The sequence below is a fragment of the Pseudomonas sp. NEEL19 genome, assembly GCF_028751975.1.
Classification (GTDB): domain Bacteria; phylum Pseudomonadota; class Gammaproteobacteria; order Pseudomonadales; family Pseudomonadaceae; genus Aquipseudomonas; species Aquipseudomonas juntendi.
In genome coordinates this window covers 4188240-4206104 of sequence record NZ_CP081491.1, presented here as the reverse complement: position 1 = coordinate 4206104, position 17865 = coordinate 4188240, and the positions used below count along the sequence as shown (strand labels likewise).

At 63.8% G+C, this 17865-nt stretch carries 20 protein-coding genes and 1 pseudogene; 10 read left to right on the top strand and 11 right to left on the bottom strand.

What is annotated here, in order from left to right; translation table 11 throughout:
• Window positions 1–37: 37 nt before the first annotated feature.
• From K4A76_RS18685 to K4A76_RS18660, 6 genes are all read right to left on the bottom strand, one after another.
• On the bottom strand, window positions 38–424 hold the full coding sequence (locus tag K4A76_RS18685) for a hypothetical protein (RefSeq protein ID WP_274410904.1): 387 nt from the start codon (window positions 422–424) through the stop codon (window positions 38–40).
• A 12-nt stretch (window positions 425–436) separates the two neighbouring features.
• Window positions 437–919 carry a hypothetical protein gene (locus K4A76_RS18680; protein ID WP_115295360.1) on the bottom strand — a complete coding sequence of 161 codons (483 nt, stop codon included), beginning with the start codon at window positions 917–919 and terminating at the stop codon, window positions 437–439.
• A gap of 145 nt (window positions 920–1064) precedes the next feature.
• Window positions 1065–2399 carry an imelysin family protein gene (locus K4A76_RS18675; protein WP_197886353.1) on the bottom strand — a complete coding sequence of 445 codons (1335 nt, stop codon included), beginning with the start codon at window positions 2397–2399 and terminating at the stop codon, window positions 1065–1067.
• Between the two features lie 144 nt (window positions 2400–2543).
• Entirely contained in the window at window positions 2544–4595 is a 2052-nt protein-coding gene (locus K4A76_RS18670; RefSeq protein WP_029887117.1) for a putative bifunctional diguanylate cyclase/phosphodiesterase, read from the bottom strand.
• Window positions 4596–4855: 260 nt separating this feature from the next.
• On the bottom strand, window positions 4856–5452 hold the full coding sequence (locus tag K4A76_RS18665; protein ID WP_009686825.1) for a superoxide dismutase: 597 nt from the start codon (window positions 5450–5452) through the stop codon (window positions 4856–4858).
• A 219-nt stretch (window positions 5453–5671) separates the two neighbouring features.
• The gene (locus tag K4A76_RS18660) at window positions 5672–6271 is read right to left on the bottom strand and encodes a LysE/ArgO family amino acid transporter (RefSeq protein WP_274410902.1); all 600 of its coding nucleotides are present in this window, start codon (window positions 6269–6271) and stop codon (window positions 5672–5674) included.
• Window positions 6272–6371: 100 nt separating this feature from the next.
• Here K4A76_RS18660 and K4A76_RS18655 point away from each other — a divergent pair, with 100 nt between their 5' ends.
• The 3 genes from K4A76_RS18655 to K4A76_RS18645 all read left to right on the top strand — a co-directional run bounded on the left by K4A76_RS18655 (window position 6372) and on the right by K4A76_RS18645 (window position 9219).
• Window positions 6372–7262 carry a LysR family transcriptional regulator ArgP gene (locus tag K4A76_RS18655; protein ID WP_029887119.1) on the top strand — a complete coding sequence of 297 codons (891 nt, stop codon included), beginning with the start codon at window positions 6372–6374 and terminating at the stop codon, window positions 7260–7262.
• Window positions 7263–7311: 49 nt separating this feature from the next.
• On the top strand, window positions 7312–8307 hold the full coding sequence (locus tag K4A76_RS18650) for an NAD-dependent epimerase/dehydratase family protein (RefSeq protein WP_115294680.1): 996 nt from the start codon (window positions 7312–7314) through the stop codon (window positions 8305–8307).
• A gap of 87 nt (window positions 8308–8394) precedes the next feature.
• Window positions 8395–9219, top strand: a complete 825-nt coding sequence (locus tag K4A76_RS18645) for an ATPase (protein ID WP_274410900.1) — start codon at window positions 8395–8397, stop codon at window positions 9217–9219.
• A gap of 51 nt (window positions 9220–9270) precedes the next feature.
• Here K4A76_RS18645 and K4A76_RS18640 read toward each other — a convergent pair whose 3' ends face one another.
• Both K4A76_RS18640 and K4A76_RS18635 read right to left on the bottom strand, forming a co-directional pair.
• Window positions 9271–10320, bottom strand: a complete 1050-nt coding sequence (locus K4A76_RS18640) for an alkene reductase (protein ID WP_274410899.1) — start codon at window positions 10318–10320, stop codon at window positions 9271–9273.
• A 16-nt stretch (window positions 10321–10336) separates the two neighbouring features.
• Window positions 10337–10639 (bottom strand): ArsR/SmtB family transcription factor, encoded by a 303-nt coding sequence (locus K4A76_RS18635; RefSeq protein ID WP_054906130.1) that lies wholly within the window; start codon window positions 10637–10639, stop codon window positions 10337–10339.
• A 150-nt stretch (window positions 10640–10789) separates the two neighbouring features.
• On the opposite strand from K4A76_RS18635, the gene K4A76_RS18630 reads away from it, so the two are divergent.
• On the top strand, window positions 10790–11374 hold the full coding sequence (locus tag K4A76_RS18630) for an acyl carrier protein phosphodiesterase (protein WP_274410898.1): 585 nt from the start codon (window positions 10790–10792) through the stop codon (window positions 11372–11374).
• Window positions 11375–11501: 127 nt separating this feature from the next.
• On the opposite strand, the gene K4A76_RS18625 is transcribed toward K4A76_RS18630, so the two are convergent.
• Both K4A76_RS18625 and olsB read right to left on the bottom strand, forming a co-directional pair.
• Window positions 11502–12290, bottom strand: coding sequence for a lysophospholipid acyltransferase family protein (locus tag K4A76_RS18625; protein ID WP_274410897.1), 789 nt, complete (start codon window positions 12288–12290; stop codon window positions 11502–11504).
• Entirely contained in the window at window positions 12290–13045 is a 756-nt protein-coding gene (gene olsB / locus K4A76_RS18620; protein WP_029887338.1) for an L-ornithine N(alpha)-acyltransferase, read from the bottom strand. The genes K4A76_RS18625 and olsB overlap by 1 nt, the downstream gene beginning before the upstream one ends.
• Before the next feature lie 123 nt (window positions 13046–13168).
• Between olsB and K4A76_RS23795 the strand changes: the two are divergent.
• From K4A76_RS23795 to K4A76_RS18605, 4 genes and pseudogenes are all read left to right on the top strand, one after another.
• Window positions 13169–13338, top strand: a pseudogene (locus K4A76_RS23795) (acyl-CoA dehydrogenase); the annotation flags it as partial.
• A gap of 84 nt (window positions 13339–13422) precedes the next feature.
• Complete coding sequence (locus K4A76_RS18615; protein WP_009685647.1) at window positions 13423–14004, top strand: YceI family protein; 582 nt, start codon at window positions 13423–13425, stop codon at window positions 14002–14004.
• Window position 14005: 1 nt separating this feature from the next.
• Complete coding sequence (locus tag K4A76_RS18610; RefSeq protein WP_274410896.1) at window positions 14006–15163, top strand: phospholipase D-like domain-containing protein; 1158 nt, start codon at window positions 14006–14008, stop codon at window positions 15161–15163.
• A 51-nt stretch (window positions 15164–15214) separates the two neighbouring features.
• Window positions 15215–15793, top strand: coding sequence for a DJ-1/PfpI family protein (locus K4A76_RS18605; RefSeq protein ID WP_009685645.1), 579 nt, complete (start codon window positions 15215–15217; stop codon window positions 15791–15793).
• A gap of 43 nt (window positions 15794–15836) precedes the next feature.
• Here K4A76_RS18605 and K4A76_RS18600 read toward each other — a convergent pair whose 3' ends face one another.
• Window positions 15837–16235: a nuclear transport factor 2 family protein gene (locus K4A76_RS18600; RefSeq protein WP_029887342.1), complete on the bottom strand. Its 399-nt coding sequence runs from the start codon at window positions 16233–16235 to the stop codon at window positions 15837–15839.
• Window positions 16236–16350: 115 nt separating this feature from the next.
• On the opposite strand from K4A76_RS18600, the gene K4A76_RS18595 reads away from it, so the two are divergent.
• Window positions 16351–16941, top strand: coding sequence for a GNAT family N-acetyltransferase (locus tag K4A76_RS18595; protein ID WP_009685643.1), 591 nt, complete (start codon window positions 16351–16353; stop codon window positions 16939–16941).
• Window positions 16938–17810, top strand: a complete 873-nt coding sequence (locus K4A76_RS18590; protein ID WP_274410895.1) for a carbon-nitrogen hydrolase family protein — start codon at window positions 16938–16940, stop codon at window positions 17808–17810. The genes K4A76_RS18595 and K4A76_RS18590 overlap by 4 nt, the downstream gene beginning before the upstream one ends.
• Window positions 17811–17865 lie beyond the last annotated feature (55 nt).

Genomic DNA, 17865 nt, shown 5'->3' with positions numbered 1-17865 from the left:
TGCGTTTGCTCGATGAAATCGTCGTTGCTTGTGGCCCTCAGGCGAGATACAGCTTGAAGTGGCGGTTCACCAGGCTGACGATCAGATTCTTGTTGCCACCATTGCGATTGTTGCCGGCCACTTCGATGACCTCGTCGCTGTCATAGTCCATGGTGCGGGCAGTGAGCTGTTTGATGGCATTCTCGTGGGCCGGTTTCCAGTAATCCTGGAAGACCCAGATGCTGGCTTCGGCAGCGGGGCCGAGGATGAGGCGCAAGGCTTTGTGGTTTTCATCGCTTTTGCCGATCCACGGCACGGCCAGTGCGCCGTTCCAGGCGTGCTGGGCGCCGACTGCAACGCTTTTGCTGCGGTTCTCACCGTCGACCACGGTCAGGGTGTAGGGGGTGTTGTTGGCGATGGAGCACAGGTAGGTGACGCTGGCCATGTGAAGGTCCTTTTACGGTCGGGTTTCTGGGCGGGGTAGCGGGCTGCTCGGGCTGCGGTAGACGTACACGCCAAGCAAGGTGATCTCGTTGAAAGGCGGGTCCAGTTCGGCGGGGTCAAAGCGCCCCAGCAGCTGCAGGCCCTGGGCAAAGGCGACAGCCTCGAACATCTTGCGGTCGGTTTCGTTGGGGTCGTACAGGTAGATCTTGCCGGAGTGGGCAAGCACCCTGCACATCTCCAGGGCCACGTGGTAAGTGATGGGGGCGCCCATCAGGGTTACGTGGGGTATGGCGCGGGTGTCCAGCGGGAAACGGGGCGCATCGTATTCGTCGACCTGATACAGGTGGGGGATGCGCTCGCCTGTGCGCGGCCCGTTGGAAATGCGCTGGCCGGCTTTATTCAGGTTATAGGCGTGGGTGAAGCCGGTAATGATGTCCTTGCCCCCCACGCGCTGAACGATTCGGCCTTCCCCCCAAACATCAAGAATCTGTAGCACTGCGCCCTCCGGCCTGGTGATCCCGTGAATGGGGCCAGAATGAAGGGCGAAAGGCAGGACAGGCATCTGGAACCACAGCACCTGCAGCACAAACGCAAACGCCCGGCACAAGGCCGGGCGTTCGGGGTGAGGCGCCGTTACCGAATCAGAACTCGTGGTCCGCGGTATCCGGGTTCAGGTTGGCAATACCGAGCTTGCCCGCAGCCTGTTCGATCGCACCGGTCTGCTTGACCAGGGCGGCGATGGCATCGCGAACGATCTGGTTGCCGGCAGCGTTGTCGGGGGCGATCAACTGGTCGTAGTGCTCGCCTTTCTGCGCATGGTCGACCATGACCTGGATCTTGGCCTCGGTGGCCTCCAGATCGGCCTTGAGGGTGGCGTCGGCCGCCGGGTCAACCTTGGCTACCAGCGACGACAGGCTCGGGCCGCTGACCTTGGTGCCGTCCGGGCGGGTGTACTCGCCCAGGTAGACATTGCGGATACCCTTGGCATCGTAGAAGTGCGAGTAGTGGGTGTTGTCGCTGAAGCAGTCCTGCTCGTCTTCCGGCGAGTTGGCTTCCAGGGAAACCTTCATGCGTTCACCGGCCAGTTCGCCCAGCGACAGGCTACCCATGCCGAACAGCATCTTGCGCAGGCCATCGTTGACCGGCTCGGCTTCGAGCTTGGCGCGGTAGTTGTCGGCGACGTTCGGAGCCCAGTTGCCGACCATCTCTTCAAGGTCGGTGACCAGCAACTGGGTCACGGCTTTGAGGTAGGCGCGGCGGCGCTCGTTGTGGCCGCCGGTAGCACCCTGGCCTTCCAGGTAGTCCGACGCCGGGCGGGCGCCTGCGCCTGGGCCGGTACCGTTGAGGTCCTGGCCCCACAGCAGGAATTCGATGGCGTGGTAGCCCGTGGCGACGTTGGCTTCGGACCCTGCCAGTTCGTTCAGGCTGGCCAGCTTCTCGGGGGTGATGTCCTTGACGTCGATCTTTTCTTCGCCGACCTGAATCTCGGTGTTGGCGATGATGTTGGCGCTGGCGGCGGGGTTGCCCAGGGCATGCTCGTAGCTCTTGTCGACATAGTCGATCAGGCCTTCGTCCAACGGCCACGCATTCACCTGGCCTTCCCAGTCGTCGATGATGGTGTTGCCGAAGCGGAAGGCTTCGCTCTGCAGGTAAGGCACGCGTGCAGCAACCCAGGCTTGCTTGGCAGCCTTCAGGGTTTCATCGTCTGGCTTGGCAAGGAACGCGTCGACAGCGTTCTGCAGGGTTTTTGCGGTGCTCAGCGAGTCGCTGTACACGGCATAGACCATTTCTGCGTAATGCTTGACCACGGCTTTGCCAGCGGCTTCGTCGACAGCCCCTGGCGCTGCAGCGGTGGTGCTGGCGGCAGCGGGTGCCTGCGCTTGCGCAGCGGCAGCCTTGTCGTCTTTTTCGCCGCAACCGGCGAGGGCGATGGCCATGGCCAGCAGACTGGCGGAGGCCAGAGGCATTCGAATCATTATGGGTTTCCTGCGTCGTGTGGTTGGACAGTGCGCCTAGGCATGCGAAACGGCAACATCATGCGAAAGATTTGCATTTGCTGTAAAGGGGCGGGGGCGTATTTCATGCAAATCCAGGTCGCTGGCTTGGCCGGCCGAGCAGGTTCAGAGCATCGAGACCTGATTGCGTTGGGCTTGCTTGAGGAAGTGGGTCAGTTCACGCGCCGACAACGGCTTGCTGTAGTGATAGCCCTGGCCCTCGTGGCAGCCCTGGGCAATGATGTAGGTTTCCTGCTCGGCGGTTTCCACGCCCTCGGCGATGACCTGCATGCCCAGGCTTTTGCCCAGCTGGATGATGGCGCGAACGATGGTAGCGTCGTCATCGTCGTCAAGCAGGTCCTGGACGAAGCTCTTGTCGATCTTGATCTTGTCCAGCGGCAATGACTTCAGGTAGCTCAGCGACGAATAACCGGTGCCGAAGTCGTCGATCGCAATCAGCGCCCCGGAACGGCGCAGGCTCAGCAGGTGCTGGGCGGCGGTGCTGATGTCTTCCATCAGGCCGGTTTCGGTAACCTCCAGCTCCAGGCTGCGCGGTGGCAGGCGGTAGGCCTGCAACAGGTTGTTGACTACCCGCGGCAGCTCGCTGTGGTGCAACTGCACGGTAGACAGGTTGACCGCCATGCGCAGGTCGCTGAAGCCCAGGTCGTGCCATTCCCGCAACTGCCGGCAGGCCTGGTCGAGTACCCATTCGCCGATGCTGATGATGCTGCCGTTCTGTTCGGCCAGCGGGATGAACTGGTCGGGCGGCACCATGCCCAGTTCCGGGTGCTGCCAGCGCAGCAGGGCCTCCACGCCGACCACGCGGTGGTCGCGGTAGCTGATCTGTGGCTGGTACACCAGGTACAGCTGGTTACGCGGCAGGGCTTCGCGCAGGTCCTTCTCCAACTCGCGGCGGCGGCGCATTTCACTGTCGACGCTGGCAATGTAGAACTGGTAGCGGTTGCGCGAGCGGGCCTTGGCCAGGGTCATGGTCTGCTCGGCTTTCTGCAGGAGCTTTTCCGTGCTGTCGCCGTCTTCCGGGAACAGGGTGATGCCGATGGTGGCGCGCAGGCGGATCTGCTGGTGATCGAGGTCGAACGGCACCTCCAAGTCATCCAGGATGCTTTGCGCCAGTTCGGCAGCTTCGTAGGGCTGCTCGATGTTGGCTTGCACCAGGGCAAACTGGTCGCCGCCCAGCCGCGCCAGGGCACCCAGGCGGCCGCTATGCGCCCGCAGACGGTCGGCCAGGGCCAGTAACAGTTGGTCACCCACCTGGTAACTGAATTGTTCGTTGATGCCCTTGAAGTCGTCCAGGCCCACGCACAGTACCGCCACCCGGTGTTGCAGGCGGCCACCGTCGACCAGGATCTTGTCCAGTTGCTGTTGCAGCTGCTGGCGGTTGGGCAGGCCAGTCAGGAAGTCGTATTGGGCCATGCGCTGCAGGCTGTTTTCCGCTTCGTGACGCAGGTGGGTGTTGCGCTCGATCGAAGCCAGCAACTGGTTGGCCGTGTTGACCCAAAGGCCCAGTTCGTTCTTTTCGTGCCCCTTTAGCAGCGGGATCTGGTGCTGGCTGGGGCGGTCGGGGTTGATCTGCGTGAGGTGCTCGATGATCTTCGACAGCGGCTTGGTCAGCAGCCAGTGGTAGACCAGGTACAGCACCAGGCCCATGGCCAGGGCGCGCAATACGCCGGAAATGAAGATGATGACCGCGTTGATCAGGAAATCTTCACCATACGAAGAGGTGTCGAGGGTGATGCTGAGGTCGCCGTAATACTCGCTGTAGGGGCCGCGGCCGACCAGTTGCGTGGTGTAGGTACGTTCCTGGCCGAGAATCAGGTCGGTCAGCCAGCGCATGGAGGTGTCCCGCAGCGGCCTGGACTTTTCTGCCAGCATGGTTTCATTGGGGTGGCCGATGGACGCCATGCGTACCGATTCGTCTTGGAACAGGCCTTCCATCACCTGCATGCCCATTTCACGGTCGAGGCTGTACACCGCCTGGGTCGACGGGTCGCGGAACATGTCGAGGATGCGCTGGGCATCGTTGTTCACGGTCTGGCGGGTCTTGTAGGTGTCGTAGACAATTTGCGCACAGCTGAGCAGTACGCCGACCGCCAGCGCCGACAGCAGCACGACCCTGAGCAACTTGACCGACAAGCTGTTCCGCAATTCCAGCTTCAATGGGGTTTCCTTAATCCATGCGCATGGCATCATTTTGCCATCAACGATGACGATACACTATCGGCCTACCATGAGCAGTGTATCGGTTGCCTGCCCCCGCAACTTGAGTGCGCTGTCTCAATCTTCCAAAGATTTGATGTTAGCGCGCTCTGCCGCCTGAGCAAGCAAAACCGTGCGGCTCGGTGTACCGGCGCGGCGGCCCCTGGCAGGCACAAAAAAACCCGGCACATGGCCGGGTTTTCTGTTCAAGGCTTGGTGACTCAGGCCTTGAAGGTCTTGCCTTCGAACTGCTCGGCAACGAAGGCCCAGTTGACCAGGTTCCAGAACGCCTCGACGTACTTCGGACGCAGGTTGCGGTAGTCGATGTAGTAGGCGTGTTCCCAGACGTCGCAGGTCAGCAGCGGGGTGTCGCCGCTGGTCAGCGGGCAGCCGGCGCCAATGGTGCTGGCCAGGGCCAGGGAGCCGTCGGCTTTCTTCACCAGCCAGCCCCAGCCGGAACCGAAGGTGCCGACCGAAGTCTTGGTGAACTCTTCCTTGAACTTGTCGAAGGAACCGAAGGCCGCGTTGATGGCATCGGCCAGGGCGCCGGTTGGCTGGCCGCCGCCGTTTGGCGACAGGCAGTTCCAGTAGAAGGTGTGGTTCCAGACTTGAGCGGCGTTGTTGAAGATGCCGCCCGAAGAGGCCTTGACGATTTCTTCGAGGGACTTGCCTTCGAATTCGGTGCCTGGGACCAGGTTGTTCAGGTTCACGACATAGGTGTTGTGGTGCTTGTCGTGGTGATACTCCAGGGTTTCCTTGGAGATGTGCGGCTGCAGGGCATCGTGGGCGTACGGCAGCGGCGGCAATTCAAAAGCCATGGTGGATCTCCTGATTCAGGTCTGTTTGCGGTTTGCGCAAGGCCGATCACGGGCGGCCCGATCAGCGTCGGCGAGTTTTTACTCTTTGCGACGCAAGGGCTGGATCATAGCACCGGGTCCGGCGCATAACCACGCAACAAACATAGGGAATAGAGGTTCCGGGGCGGTCGAGCCATGCCGACCGGTGGTCTCGGGCTATGCGTGCCAGGGCCCTTGGGATCAGTTGAAGATCAACTGCGCCGCCACCGCAAACATCATGACCGCCACCATCAGGTCGAGCATGCGCCAGGTTGCCGGCCGCGCCAGCCACGGAGCCAGCCAGGCCGCGCCGAGCGCCAGGGTCGAGAACCACAGCAGTGAAGCGCTGGCGGCCCCGGCCACATAAGCCCCGGGCTCGGTCTGCTGGGCGCCCAGCGAGCCGATCAGCAACACCGTGTCGAGGTACACGTGCGGGTTCAGCAACGTCACCGCCAAGGCACTGAGCAGTACCGCACGACGTGAACGTGTGCCTTGGCCTTGCTGGTGCTGCAGGCTTTGTGTCGAACAGGCACTGCGCAAAGCCTTGGCCCCGTACCAGATGAGGAACACCGCCCCGCCCCAGCGGGCGATCGCCAGCAAGGTCGGGTTGTGCGCCAGTACGGTGGCCAGGCCAAACACACCGGCCGCCACCAGGATGGCATCGCAGACGATGCACAGTGCTGCCACCGGCAGGTGGTGCTCGCGGCGCAGGCTTTGAGCAAGTACGAAGGCGTTCTGAGCGCCGATGGCCATGATCAGGCCGAAGGCCACCAGCATGCCGTTGAGATAGCTTTGCCACATGGCGAGGCTCTCCGAAAAGGTCATAAATGATGCTGGCCATTGTGTGGGTTGGGGCGGTATAAGAAAAACAAATAAAGCTGATCCCTCATTAGGAAAATCGATGTTCGACTACAAGCTGCTTGCCGCCCTGGCGGCCGTGATCGAACAGGGTGGTTTCGAGCGTGCCGCGCAAGTGCTGGGCCTGTCGCAATCGGCCATTTCCCAGCGCATCAAACTGCTCGAGGCGCGGGTCGGCCAGCCCGTGCTGGTGCGCGCTACCCCGCCCAGCCCTACAGAGGTCGGCCGCCAGTTGCTCAACCATGTGCAGCAGGTACGCCTGCTTGAACGTGACCTGCAGCGCCAGGTGCCGGCGCTGGACGAAGAAGGCATGCCAGAGCGCCTGCGCATCGCCCTCAACGCCGACAGCCTGGCCACTTGGTGGGCTGGCGCGGTGGGCAACTTCTGTGCGCAGCAGAACGTGCTGACCGACCTGGTGGTGGAAGACCAGGAAGTGGGCCTGAAGCGCATGCGTGCGGGTGAGGTGGCGGCCTGCCTGTGTGGCAGTGAACGGCCTGTGGCCGGGGCACGCAGCCTACCGTTGGGGGCAATGCGTTATCGGGCGTTGGCCAGCCCCGGGTTCATGGCGCGCCATTTTCCCCAGGGCTTTGTCGCCAGCCGCCTGGCCCGCACCCCGGCCATCGTGTACGGCCCGGACGACTTCCTGCAGCACCGCTACCTGGCGTCGCTGGGCATGGAGGACGGTTTCCTGCACCACCTGTGCCCGTCATCCGAAGGCTTCCTGCGCATGACCGAGGCGGGCCTGGGCTGGGGGCTGGTGCCCGAATTGCAGGCCCGCGAGCAACTGGCCGGTGGGCAGTTGGTGGAAATTTGCAGCGATACCCCCATCGACGTGCCGCTGTACTGGCATCATTGGCGCAATGGCGGGCAATTGCTCGCGCAACTGACCGAGCATCTGCGGCATACGGCAGGGCAATGGCTGGTGCCGTTGTAGCCGCGGCTGGCGTCAGTTGCATCTGAAATCTGGCAAGACGGAGTGTTACATGCGAATTCTGGTCACCGGCGCGAGTGGCTTCATTGGCGGGCGCTTTGCGCGTTTCGCCCTGGAGCAGGGCCTGGACGTGCGGGTCAGCGGCCGCCGTGCGGAGGGGGTGGAGCACCTGGTCAAGCGCGGTGCCCAGTTCATCCCCGGCGACCTGAACGATGCCGAGCTGGCCCGGCGCCTTTGCCAGGGCGTCGAAGCGGTGGTGCACTGTGCCGGCGCGGTGGGGCACTGGGGGCGTTATCAGGATTTCCACCAAGCCAACGTGGTGGTCACCGAGAACGTGGTCGAAGGGTGCCTCAAGGAGCACGTGCGGCGCCTGGTACACCTGTCGTCGCCGTCCATGTACTTCAACGGCCGCTCGCGCCTCGACATCCGGGAAGACCAGCTGCCGCGCCGGTTCCATGACCATTATGGGAAAACCAAGTACCTGGCCGAGCAGAAAGTGTTCGGTGCGCAGGAGTTTGGCCTCGAGGTGTTGGCACTGCGCCCCCGCTTCGTCACCGGGGCCGGCGATGCCAGCATCTTCCCGCGGCTGATGCAGATGCAGCGCAAGGGCCGGGTCGCGATCATCGGCAATGGCCTGAACAAGGTTGATTTCACCAGTGTGCACAACCTCAACGAGGCACTGCTCAGCGCCCTGTTCGCCGATGACCGGGCATTGGGCCAGGCCTACAACATCAGCAACGGCCAGCCGCTGCCGTTGTGGGACGTGGTCAACTACGTGATGCGCCAGATGCAGTTGCCGCAGGTGACCCGCTACCGTTCCTACGGCCTGGCCTACAGCCTGGCTGCGCTCAACGAAGCCGCCTGCATGCTATGGCCGGGGCGCCCGCAACCGACCTTGTCGCGGTTGGGAATGCAGGTTATGAGCCGTGATTTCACCCTCGACATCAGCCGCGCCAGGCAGTACCTGGACTATCAGCCGAAGATCAGCCTGTGGACGGCGCTGGATGAATTCTGCGCCTGGTGGAAACATCAGCCCCCGGGGCAGTGAACGCGGCGCGCCGATTAGGGTCAGCAGTGCGCCGCGCGAGCGGTTTATACTCCTGTTTCTTTGCTATTACCGCGGTTGAACTCACCCATGCGCAACGATGCTCACGACGATTTCGATGATGTGCCAACCCTGCGGGCCGGCACCCCTGATGATAACGAACTGTTGCCGGCGCACGTGGCCCGTAGCCGCCAGAAGGCGGCCAGGCCGGCCAGCACCGGGCCTTTGTGGGTGCTGCTGGGGGCCTCGTTCATAGCCCTGGCCGGGCTGGGCTGGTGGAGCTTCCAGCAGATCTCGCTGATGGAGCAGCAACTGGTGGCCACCCAGGAAAGCTTTGCCCGCATCAGCGAGGATGCAGCGGGGCGCTTGCAGGCAATCAGTGGCAAGGTCGCTGCCAGCGAATCGTCGGTCAACACCGGCAGCGAGGCGCTCAAGCTGCAGATCCGCCAGTTGCAGGCCAGCCTGGCCGAGCAGAGCAAGCAGCAGCAAGGCGTGGCTGGCCAGGCCGGCGACCTGGGCAAGCGCCTGGAGCAGGTGCTGGCCGATACCCGTGAGCAGCAGAAAGCCGTGACCGAATTGCAGGGCCAGCTGCAGGCGCAGTTGAAGGCGGTGAATGCCGAGCTGGCGGCGTTGAAGTCGGGCCAGGTAGACGGTGGCAAGCTTGATGGGCAGCTCAAAAACCTGAGCGAAGAGGTGGCTGCGCTGAAGAAGCAGGGCAACCCGAGTGCGGCGATCGAAAGCCTGGAGCAGGACGTGCTGGTGCTCAAGACGCAAATGGAAAACCGCGGCTCGTCGGGCTCAAGTGGCGCATCGGTACAGGAGTTCGATGCGTTCCGCGGGCAGACCACGCGCAACCTCAACACCCTACAGAGCCAGATCCAGAACCTGCAGCAGCAAATCAACGCTCGGCCCTGAAATGGCCTGAACCCGCTGCTACAGGTGCACGGTAGCAGCGGGTTCGCTGGGTTACAGGCGCGGGTAATCGATATACCCCACCGGCCCCTTGCTATAGAACGTTTCGGGGTGCGCCTCGTTCAACGGTGCATCCGCTGCCAGGCGTGCCGGCAGGTCCGGGTTGGCAATGAACGGCACCCCGAACGCCACCGCATCGGCCTTGCCATCGGCCAGGGCTGAATTGGCACTTGCCTTGTCGAAACGCTCGTTGACGATGTATGGCCCACCAAACGCCGCCTTGATCAACGGCCCGATGCTGTCGTCGGCTTCACGCTCCCGCGAGCAGATGAAAGCGATGCCGCGTTTGCCCAGTTCGCGGGCAACGTACGTGAACGTCTCGGCACGGTCGGCGTCACCCATGTCGTGGGCGTCGGCACGTGGTGCCAGGTGCACGCCGACCCGGTTGGCCCCCCACACCTCGATGGCGGCATCGGTCACTTCCAGCAGCAGGCGTGCGCGGTTTTCCAGCGAGCCGCCGTAGCGGTCGGTGCGCTGATTGGTACTGCTTTGCAGGAACTGGTCGAGCAGGTAGCCATTGGCGCCGTGAATTTCCACACCATCGAAGCCGGCGGCCTTGGCGTTTTCTGCACCGCTGCGGTAGGCCTCGACGATGTCGCTGATTTCTTCGGTTTCCAGTGCGCGCGGGGTGGGGTAGTCACTCAGCGGGCGTACCAGGCTGACATGCCCCTTGGCCTGGATCGCGCTGGGGGCCACCGGCAGTTCGCCGTTCAGGTAGCTGGGGTGCGAGATACGCCCCACGTGCCACAGCTGCAGGAATATGCGCCCGCCAGCGCCATGCACGGCCTTGGTGACATTGGTCCAGCCGCGGACTTGCTCATCGTTCCAGATACCGGGCGTATCAGGGTAGCCGACGCCCATGGCGGTGACCGAGGTTGCCTCGCTGAGAATCAGCCCGGCGCTGGCGCGTTGGACGTAGTACTCGGCCATCAAGGCATTGGGCACGCGGCCCTCGTCTGCACGGCAGCGGGTGAGTGGGGCCATGATGATGCGGTTGGGCAACTGCAGGTCGCCCAGGGTGATCGGATCGAAAAGCGTGGTCATGTCGGTTACCTGCTGGTCAAAGCGCTTGGCGCAGTTGTTCCAGGAACGCCTGGATGGTGGCTTCGTTGCGTTTGAAGAAATGCCATTGGCCGATCTTCTGGCTGCTGATCAGCCCGGCACGCTGCAAGGTGGCCAGGTGGGCGGAGACGGTCGACTGCGAAAGGCCGCAGCGTTGGTCGATCTGCCCGGCACACACACCGTTTTCGGTGCTGTGGTACTGGTCCGGGAACTGGTTTGCCGGGTCTTTCAGCCAGCTGAGAATTTCTCGCCTGACCGGGTGGGCCAGCGCTTTTATGATTTCGTCGAGATCGAGTGGCATGGCGTGAGGCTCGTTGTAGCGGTATATCGCGATAGGGCGAAATATAAATCGCTGAATGCCGATATCCAAATATCCAGTGGTGCTTAGCTGAGTTAAAATCGCTATATCGCGTTATAACGATATTGGGCGCCGCGGTGGTAGACTGCGCTCATGAACTACCTTGCACATTTGCACCTGGGCGGGCCGGCCCCGCAACAACTGCTGGGCAGCCTGTACGGCGATTTCGTCAAAGGCTCGCTGGACGGGCGCTTCCCGCCTGCCTTGGAGGCGGCTATCCGGTTGCACCGGCATATCGACAGCTATACCGACCGGCACCCATTGGTACTGGCGGCGCTGGCGCGGTTCCCGCGTGAGCGGCGGCGCTTCGCCGGCATCGTGCTGGACGTGTTTTTCGACCACTGCCTGGCGCGGCATTGGCACGACTATGCCGAGCAGCCCTTGGCGCAGTTCACGGGCGCGTTTTATCGGGTATTGCTGGCGGAGCCTGAGCTGCCGGGGCGGCTGGCGCGCATTGCGCCGTTCATGGCTGCCGATGACTGGTTGGGCGCTTATGGCGACTTCGCCACGCTGGAACAGGTGTTCAACGGTATCGGCCGGCGGCTGTCGCGGCCAGACGCGATGGCGGGGGTGATGGTGGAGCTGGAGCGGCTGTACGAGCCGCTGCTGGCGGACTTCCGCGCGTTCTACCCGCAATTGCAGGCGTTTGCAGCGGCGGGGCGTGTGTCAGGCAACTGATGTTGGTTGCCTGTGGTGGCCCTATCGCCGGCAAGCCAGCTCCCACAAGTTCACTGCAGGTTTGCAGGCCAACGCAGTACCTTTAAAGCCGGCATGCCGGCGATAGGGCCGCAACATGAGATAGAGATCAGGCAGCCCGCGCCTGCCGCCGTGGCGCCGCCTCGACGTTTTCGAACCCATACAACGCCAGGTGAATCGCCTGCTGTGCCTGCATTGCCAGCAGCGCACGTTCCTTGCCCACAGTCCCGATCGGCGGCAACAGGTGAATGCACACCTGCGCACGTGGCTGGGCGAACAGGCGCAGCAGGTGCGCCACCAGGTCATCGTCACCAACAAAGGGCGCAACCGGGTCGATCTGGCCGTCACGCAGGTACTGCACAGCCACTGGCTGCACCGCTACGCCACGGTCGATGGCCGCTGCCAGCAGGCGGCCATGGAAAGTGCGCAAGGCGTGACCGCTGGTGGTGGTGCCTTCAGGAAAGATCAGCAGCGGTCGGGCCAGGCCCAGTTGCCTGGCAATCTGCTCGCGCAGCCGTTCGCTGTCGCCGCCCCCACGACGAATGAACAGCGTGCCGGCCTGGTCCGCCAGCCAGCCGGCCAGCGGCCACTGGCGCACTTCGGCCTTGGACAGGAATGACAGGGGCATCAGCATGCCCAGCAGGGGGATGTCGGTCCATGACACATGGTTGCTGACCCACAACATCGGCCGCTGCGGCAGCGCCCCGCGCACCTGCACGTCGAAGGGCAGGGCTGCGACCAGGCGTTTCATGAACAGGCAGGTCCAGCGCTGGCGCCGTTCGAGCGAGGCCTTCAGGCCCAGCCGCTGCCCCACGGCGATCACGCTGGCCATAAGCACGCCGAGCAGCACGACCAGCAGCAGCCTGCAGACGCGGGCCAGCACCCGCAGCCTGGGCATCAGACTGCCGCCTTGAAGTGGCGGGCGTAGCGCGGGCACAGGTCGTCGCGCTTGAGCAGGATGAACACGTCGGCGACCTGGAAGTCTTCGTCCCAGCACGGCTCGCCGCAGATCTTTGCACCCAGGCGCATATAGGCTTTGAGCAGCGGTGGCAGTTCGGCGATGACGTTGTTGGGCAGCGCCAGGTTCGGCAGCGGCTTCTTCGGTTCGGCGCGCAGGTGTTCGGTGCACAGGTAGCGCTCGCGCAGGCGCTGCATCACGGCCTGGGCCTGTACGCCACCGTCCTGCATGGGGATGCTGGCGCAGCCCATCAGGTAACGGTAGCGGCCTTCATTGAGGACCTCGGCCAGCTCGCCCCAGAGCACGGCAATGGTGCCGCCATTGCGGTAGGCGGGGGCTACGCAGGTACGCCCCAGTTCAAGGATCGGCCCTTGCAGCTGCAACAGGCCGTGCAGGCGGAATTCTTCTTCGCTGTAGAACCGCCCCAGGCTGCTGGCGGCCTGGTGGTCAAGCAGCCGGGTAGTGGCCACCAGCTTGCCGGTACTCAGGTCGCGTACACCAATGTGGCGGCAGTGCACGTCGTAGTCGTCCATGTCCAGGCCGTGCTCGGCACCTTTGAGTTTGGCCTTGAATTCTGCGCTGAACACTTGGTAACGCAAGGCTTGGGCTTCTTGCAGCGCCTTGGCGCCAACCAGGCGTTCGGCTTGCAGACGGCGTTCAGTGCTGTTGTCGCCAGCGTGAGCGATCCGAGTCATTGCGAGTCTCCATAAGCCAGCCATGAAGGGTTGCGGCCGGTCGGCTTTGTTGTGCAAAGTCAGCCTAGGCAGACGCGGTGTCACCCCGGTGAAGCTTTGGTGATGCTTGCGTGACAACCCCGGGGCTTGTACGTGCCATTCCAGGCCCTGCGGCCGCAGGTAGACGCGGCGTTGGCGGCGGGGCCGGCGCATTGGGCCGACTGTGGCAGCGGGATCAGGGGGTGATGGCGCTGGCTGCGGCGGCGCGGGAGAAACGGCTGTACAAGGCCTGGGCTGCTGTGGGCTCTGCATGAGTGCGCAAGCCCCAGCAGGGCACGCCGCTTGCTGCCGCTAAAGCGGGCGGGTAAGGTTGGCGGCTTGGTTTTCTGAGATTTGTCATGTTCAAGTTGCCCTCCGCGCTCTTCGCCCTGTTGCTGGCTGTTTGCCTGCCCGCCCATGCCAACTGGCACCTCGATGGCGAGTCTTCGCGCTTGTCGTTCATTACCGGCAAGAACGGCGATACCGCCGAAGTGCATCGCTTCCTGGTGCTGCATGGTTCGGTCGACAACAAGGGCGTGGCGGGCTTGCGCATCGAGATGGATTCGGTCAGCAGTGGCATCCCCCTGCGTGATGAGCAGATGCGTGACCAGCTGTTCGAGGTCGGCCGCTTTGCCGAGGCCACGGTGAAGGCGCAAATCGACCTGCGTCCGATCAATGACCTGGCCGATGGTGCCCAGATCGAGCTGCGCCTGCCGCTGACGGTCACCTTGCACGGGCAGTCGCACCGCTACAACGCCTTGTTGCTGGCAACCCGCCTGGATGCGCGACGGTTCCAGGTGGTCACCCTAGAGCCACTGCTGCTGCGTGCCGAGGACTTTGGCCTGCTGCCGGGGCTGGAAAACCTGCGCAAGTTTGCCAAGCTCAAATCCATCAACCCGTCGGTGCCGGTCAATGCGGTGCTGATTTTCACCGCGCGCTGACATGCCGGGGCCGGTATTTCCCTGGCGGGAGGGTAACCAGTTCGAACTGCTGATCGACGGCCCCGAGTTCTTTCCGCGCATGCTTGGGGCGATCGAGCGCGCCGAGTTGCAGGTAGATCTGGAGCTCTACCTGGTCGAGGCAGGGGCCTGTGCCGAGGCGGTGGTCGAAGCGCTGGAGCACACGGCCCGGCGGGGAGTGCGAGTGCGCTGCCTGTTCGACGACTACGGTTCGCTGGCCTTCAACAGCAAGCTACGCCAGCGCTTGCTGGCGGCGGGCGTGGACCTGCGCTGGTACAACCGCCTGCGCTGGAAGCGTGGCCTGCGCAACTTGTACCGCGACCACCGCAAACTGCTGTTGGTGGACGAGCGCTGGGCCGTGGTCGGCGGCACGGGCGTAACCGATGAGTTCTGGACACCCGGCCAGGCGCGCAGTGACTGGCACGAGGTGATGGTGCAGATGCAAGGCCCGGTGGTGGCCGACTGGCAATTGCTGTTCGACCGCCAGTGGCATGCCAACAACCGCCGCACCGCATGGCGCCCCGCCGAGGGCTTTGGTTTGCCGCGCCTGCCCAAGGTGCCGGCGCAGGGGCAGGGCATGGGCCGGGTGGCCTACGCCGACGCCCGTCAGCACCAGGATATCCTGCACGCGCTGGTGCGCGCCCTGAACAGCGGCAAGCAACGGGTATGGCTGGCCACGCCCTACTTCTTGCCAACCTGGAGTGTACGCCGTTCCTTGCGCCGGGCCGCCAGCAAGGGCCTGGACGTGCGGCTGCTGCTGACCGGGCCGCGCACCGACCACCCCTCGGTCCGTTATGCCGGGCACCGCTACTACCCGCGCCTGCTGCGCGCTGGTGTACGCATTTTCGAGTACCAGCCGTGCTTCCTGCACCTGAAGATGGCCGTGGTGGACGACTGGGTCAGCGTTGGCTCCTGCAATTTCGACCATTGGAACCTGCGCTTCAACCTGGAAGCCAACATCGAGGCACTGGACCCACCGCTGACGGCGGCCGTGGTCGCCAGCTTCGAGCGCGATTTTGCCCTGAGCGAGGAAGTCGACCTGGCCCATTGGCACGCCCGGCCGCTGTGGCGGCGGGTCAAGCAGCGCATCTGGGGCTGGCTCGACCGGCTGGTGGTGAACCTGCTCGACCGCCGCGACTGATAGCGGCTATCGTGCAATGACTGTTCACGGGCGAGCGAAGGAGTGTGTGCGATGACGGCGAAAAAAATTCTGATGCTGGTCGGCGATTACGTCGAGGATTACGAAGCAATGGTGCCGTTCCAGGCACTGAGCATGGTCGGCCACACGGTGCACGCGGTGTGCCCGGAGAAGCTGGCGGGGCAGACGGTGCGTACCGCGATTCATGATTTCGAGGGTGAGCAGACCTACAGCGAAAAACCCGGGCACAACTTTGCCCTGAACTTCGATTTCGTGCGGGTGCGGCCCGAGCGCTACGACGCGCTGCTGATCCCGGGTGGCCGGGCGCCGGAGTACCTGCGCCTGGACGAGAAGGTGCTGGAGCTGGTGCGGGCGTTCGACCAGGCCGGCAAGCCGATTGCAGCAGTGTGCCATGGTGCGCAGTTGCTGGCAGCGGCCGGGGTGCTGGAAGGGCGCGAATGCAGCGCCTACCCGGCGTGTGCGCCGGAGGTGCGGCTGGCGGGTGGGACGTTCATCGACATCGCCGTGGACCAGGCCCATGTGGATGGCAACCTGGTAACCGCCCCGGCCTGGCCGGCGCACCCGGCGTGGCTGGCGGCCTTCCTCAAGGTGCTGGGCACCCGCATCGCCTGACAGGCGTGTTCGCAGGTGAACCCGCGAACAGGCCCGTACGGGCTCAACCTACCTGTTCAACCCAGTCATTGAGGTTGTAGTAGTTGGTCACGCGGGCAATCTTGCCGCAATGGATGTAGAAGAAGGCCCCGGCCGGCAGCACGTAGGTCTGCCCGTTCGCCGGCGGCAACCCATCGTCATTGGCCAGGTACTGGCCATGCACGGTGAACTCCGCCGCCGCACGGCTGCCGTCGGCGTTCTGCATGACCACGATGTCGGCCAGGCGCTCGCGGTAGCAGCGGTTCATCTTGTCCATGAACGCTGCAAACCTGGCCTTGCCCATCTGCCGCTCGCCCTGGTTGATGTCGTGGATCACGTCTTCGCTGAGCAGTGCCAGAAAACCCGGCATGTCGCCGGCGTTGAAGGCGGCGTAGTACGCATTTACCAGTTCGGTAGCGGTCATGGAACAATACCTGTCGTGTAGGGAAAAGGCGGGTCGTTGCCCCGGATGATACGGTTCCCCCTCAAGCCCGGCTTAGCCGAGCGCGTCATCCACATCGACAAAACGACCGCCAAGCATGGAAATACGCCTGTTGCACGGCGCCGCTATCGCGCCCTATATCGATGACCTCGCTCGCTTGCGCCTTACCGTATTCCGCGAGTTCCCCTACCTGTACGACGGCACCCCGGAGTACGAAGCCGACTACCTGGCCAACTATGCCCGTTCCGGGCGCAGCCTGGTGGTGCTGGCGCTGGACCAAGGCCAGGTGGTGGGTGCATCTACCGGCCTGCCGCTGGTGGACGTGGCCCCGGAGTTCCAGCAGCCGTTCCTGGCCCAGGGGCGGGACCCGGCCAGCGTTTATTACTTTGGTGAGTCGCTGGTGTTGCCGGAGTACCGCGGCCAAGGTTTGGGCGTGCGTTTCTTCATCGAACGCGAGTCTTATGCCCACAAACTGGCCGAGTTCGACTACTGCGCGTTCTGTGCGGTCGAGCGGCCCGGTGTACACCCGCGCCGGCCTGCAGACTACAAGCCGTTGCATGGTTTCTGGCGTAACCGCGGTTTCCTGCACGACCCGTCGCTGCGCACCCGCTATGCCTGGCGTGACCTGGACGAGCAGGAAAGCTCCGACAAGCTGATGTCGTTCTGGCTGAAGGAACTGCCGGTATGATCCGCCTGGCGGCCTGCCAGTACGCCATCGAACTGCATGAAACCTGGGACGCCTACGCCGACCACCTGCAGGGCCTGTGCGCCGAAGCGGTGGCGGCGGGCGCCCGTTTGCTGTTGCTGCCCGAGTATGCCGGGCTGGTACTCAGCGGCCAGTTGAGAGGTGAACAGCGGGGCGACCTGCTGGGTTCGATTGCCGGGATCCAACCGCTGCTCGGCGCCTGGGCAGCCTTGTGTGAAAGCATGGCCAGGCGCTGGGGCATCTACCTGCAGCCGGGGAGCGTGCCGGTGCTGGACAATGACGGTGCCTACCGCAACCGTGCCTGGCTGTTCGGTCCCGAGGGGCCGCTGGGCTACCAGGACAAACTGATGATGACCCGCTTCGAGCGAGAGCAGTGGGGCATCAGCGCCGGCCAGGGGCTGCGGGTGTTCGATACTGCACTGGGGCGTGTGGGCATTCTGATCTGCTACGACAATGAGTTCCCGATGCTGGCCCGGCAGTTGGCCGAGTTGGGTGCCGACCTGATCCTGGCACCGAGCTGCACCGACACCGAGGCGGGCTATCACCGGGTGCGCATCGGTACCCAGGCACGGGCGCTGGAGAACCAGATAGCGGTGTTGCAAAGCCCGACGGTAGGGCTGGCGGCCTGGTCGCCGGCGCTGGATGAGAATATTGGCCGGGCAGGGTTGTTCGTACCGCCGGACCATGGCATGCCGGGGGACGGTGTGGTTGCCTTGAGCGCAGCGCTTGACCCGGGCAGAAGCCAGTGGCTGGTGTGTGACGTGGACCTTGAGGAAGTACGGCGAGTGCGGCGGGAAGGGCAGGTGTTTACCCGCAGGGACTGGCCAGAGCAGTTTGACAGAGTGCGTTGAAAGCAGAGGCGCCTGCTTCGCGGGTGAACCCGCTCCCACCGGGGACATGAGGTCC

Bases quoted from the DNA above. Each gene is read 5' to 3' on its own strand.
- K4A76_RS18685 (WP_274410904.1), bottom strand. From the start codon at position 424: ATGGCCAGCGTCACCTACCTGTGCTCCATCGCCAACAACACCCCCTAC.
- K4A76_RS18675 (WP_197886353.1), bottom strand. From the start codon at position 2,399: ATGATTCGAATGCCTCTGGCCTCCGCCAGTCTGCTGGCCATGGCCATC.
- K4A76_RS18665 (WP_009686825.1), bottom strand. From the start codon at position 5,452: ATGGCTTTTGAATTGCCGCCGCTGCCGTACGCCCACGATGCCCTGCAG.
- K4A76_RS18660 (WP_274410902.1), bottom strand. From the start codon at position 6,271: ATGTGGCAAAGCTATCTCAACGGCATGCTGGTGGCCTTCGGCCTGATC.
- K4A76_RS18655 (WP_029887119.1), top strand. From the start codon at position 6,372: ATGTTCGACTACAAGCTGCTTGCCGCCCTGGCGGCCGTGATCGAACAG.
- K4A76_RS18650 (WP_115294680.1), top strand. From the start codon at position 7,312: ATGCGAATTCTGGTCACCGGCGCGAGTGGCTTCATTGGCGGGCGCTTT.
- K4A76_RS18645 (WP_274410900.1), top strand. From the start codon at position 8,395: ATGCGCAACGATGCTCACGACGATTTCGATGATGTGCCAACCCTGCGG.
- K4A76_RS18640 (WP_274410899.1), bottom strand. From the start codon at position 10,320: ATGACCACGCTTTTCGATCCGATCACCCTGGGCGACCTGCAGTTGCCC.
- K4A76_RS18635 (WP_054906130.1), bottom strand. From the start codon at position 10,639: ATGCCACTCGATCTCGACGAAATCATAAAAGCGCTGGCCCACCCGGTC.
- K4A76_RS18630 (WP_274410898.1), top strand. From the start codon at position 10,790: ATGAACTACCTTGCACATTTGCACCTGGGCGGGCCGGCCCCGCAACAA.
- K4A76_RS18625 (WP_274410897.1), bottom strand. From the start codon at position 12,290: ATGCCCAGGCTGCGGGTGCTGGCCCGCGTCTGCAGGCTGCTGCTGGTC.
- olsB (WP_029887338.1), bottom strand. From the start codon at position 13,045: ATGACTCGGATCGCTCACGCTGGCGACAACAGCACTGAACGCCGTCTG.
- K4A76_RS18615 (WP_009685647.1), top strand. From the start codon at position 13,423: ATGTTCAAGTTGCCCTCCGCGCTCTTCGCCCTGTTGCTGGCTGTTTGC.
- K4A76_RS18610 (WP_274410896.1), top strand. From the start codon at position 14,006: ATGCCGGGGCCGGTATTTCCCTGGCGGGAGGGTAACCAGTTCGAACTG.
- K4A76_RS18605 (WP_009685645.1), top strand. From the start codon at position 15,215: ATGACGGCGAAAAAAATTCTGATGCTGGTCGGCGATTACGTCGAGGAT.
- K4A76_RS18600 (WP_029887342.1), bottom strand. From the start codon at position 16,235: ATGACCGCTACCGAACTGGTAAATGCGTACTACGCCGCCTTCAACGCC.
- K4A76_RS18595 (WP_009685643.1), top strand. From the start codon at position 16,351: ATGGAAATACGCCTGTTGCACGGCGCCGCTATCGCGCCCTATATCGAT.
- K4A76_RS18590 (WP_274410895.1), top strand. From the start codon at position 16,938: ATGATCCGCCTGGCGGCCTGCCAGTACGCCATCGAACTGCATGAAACC.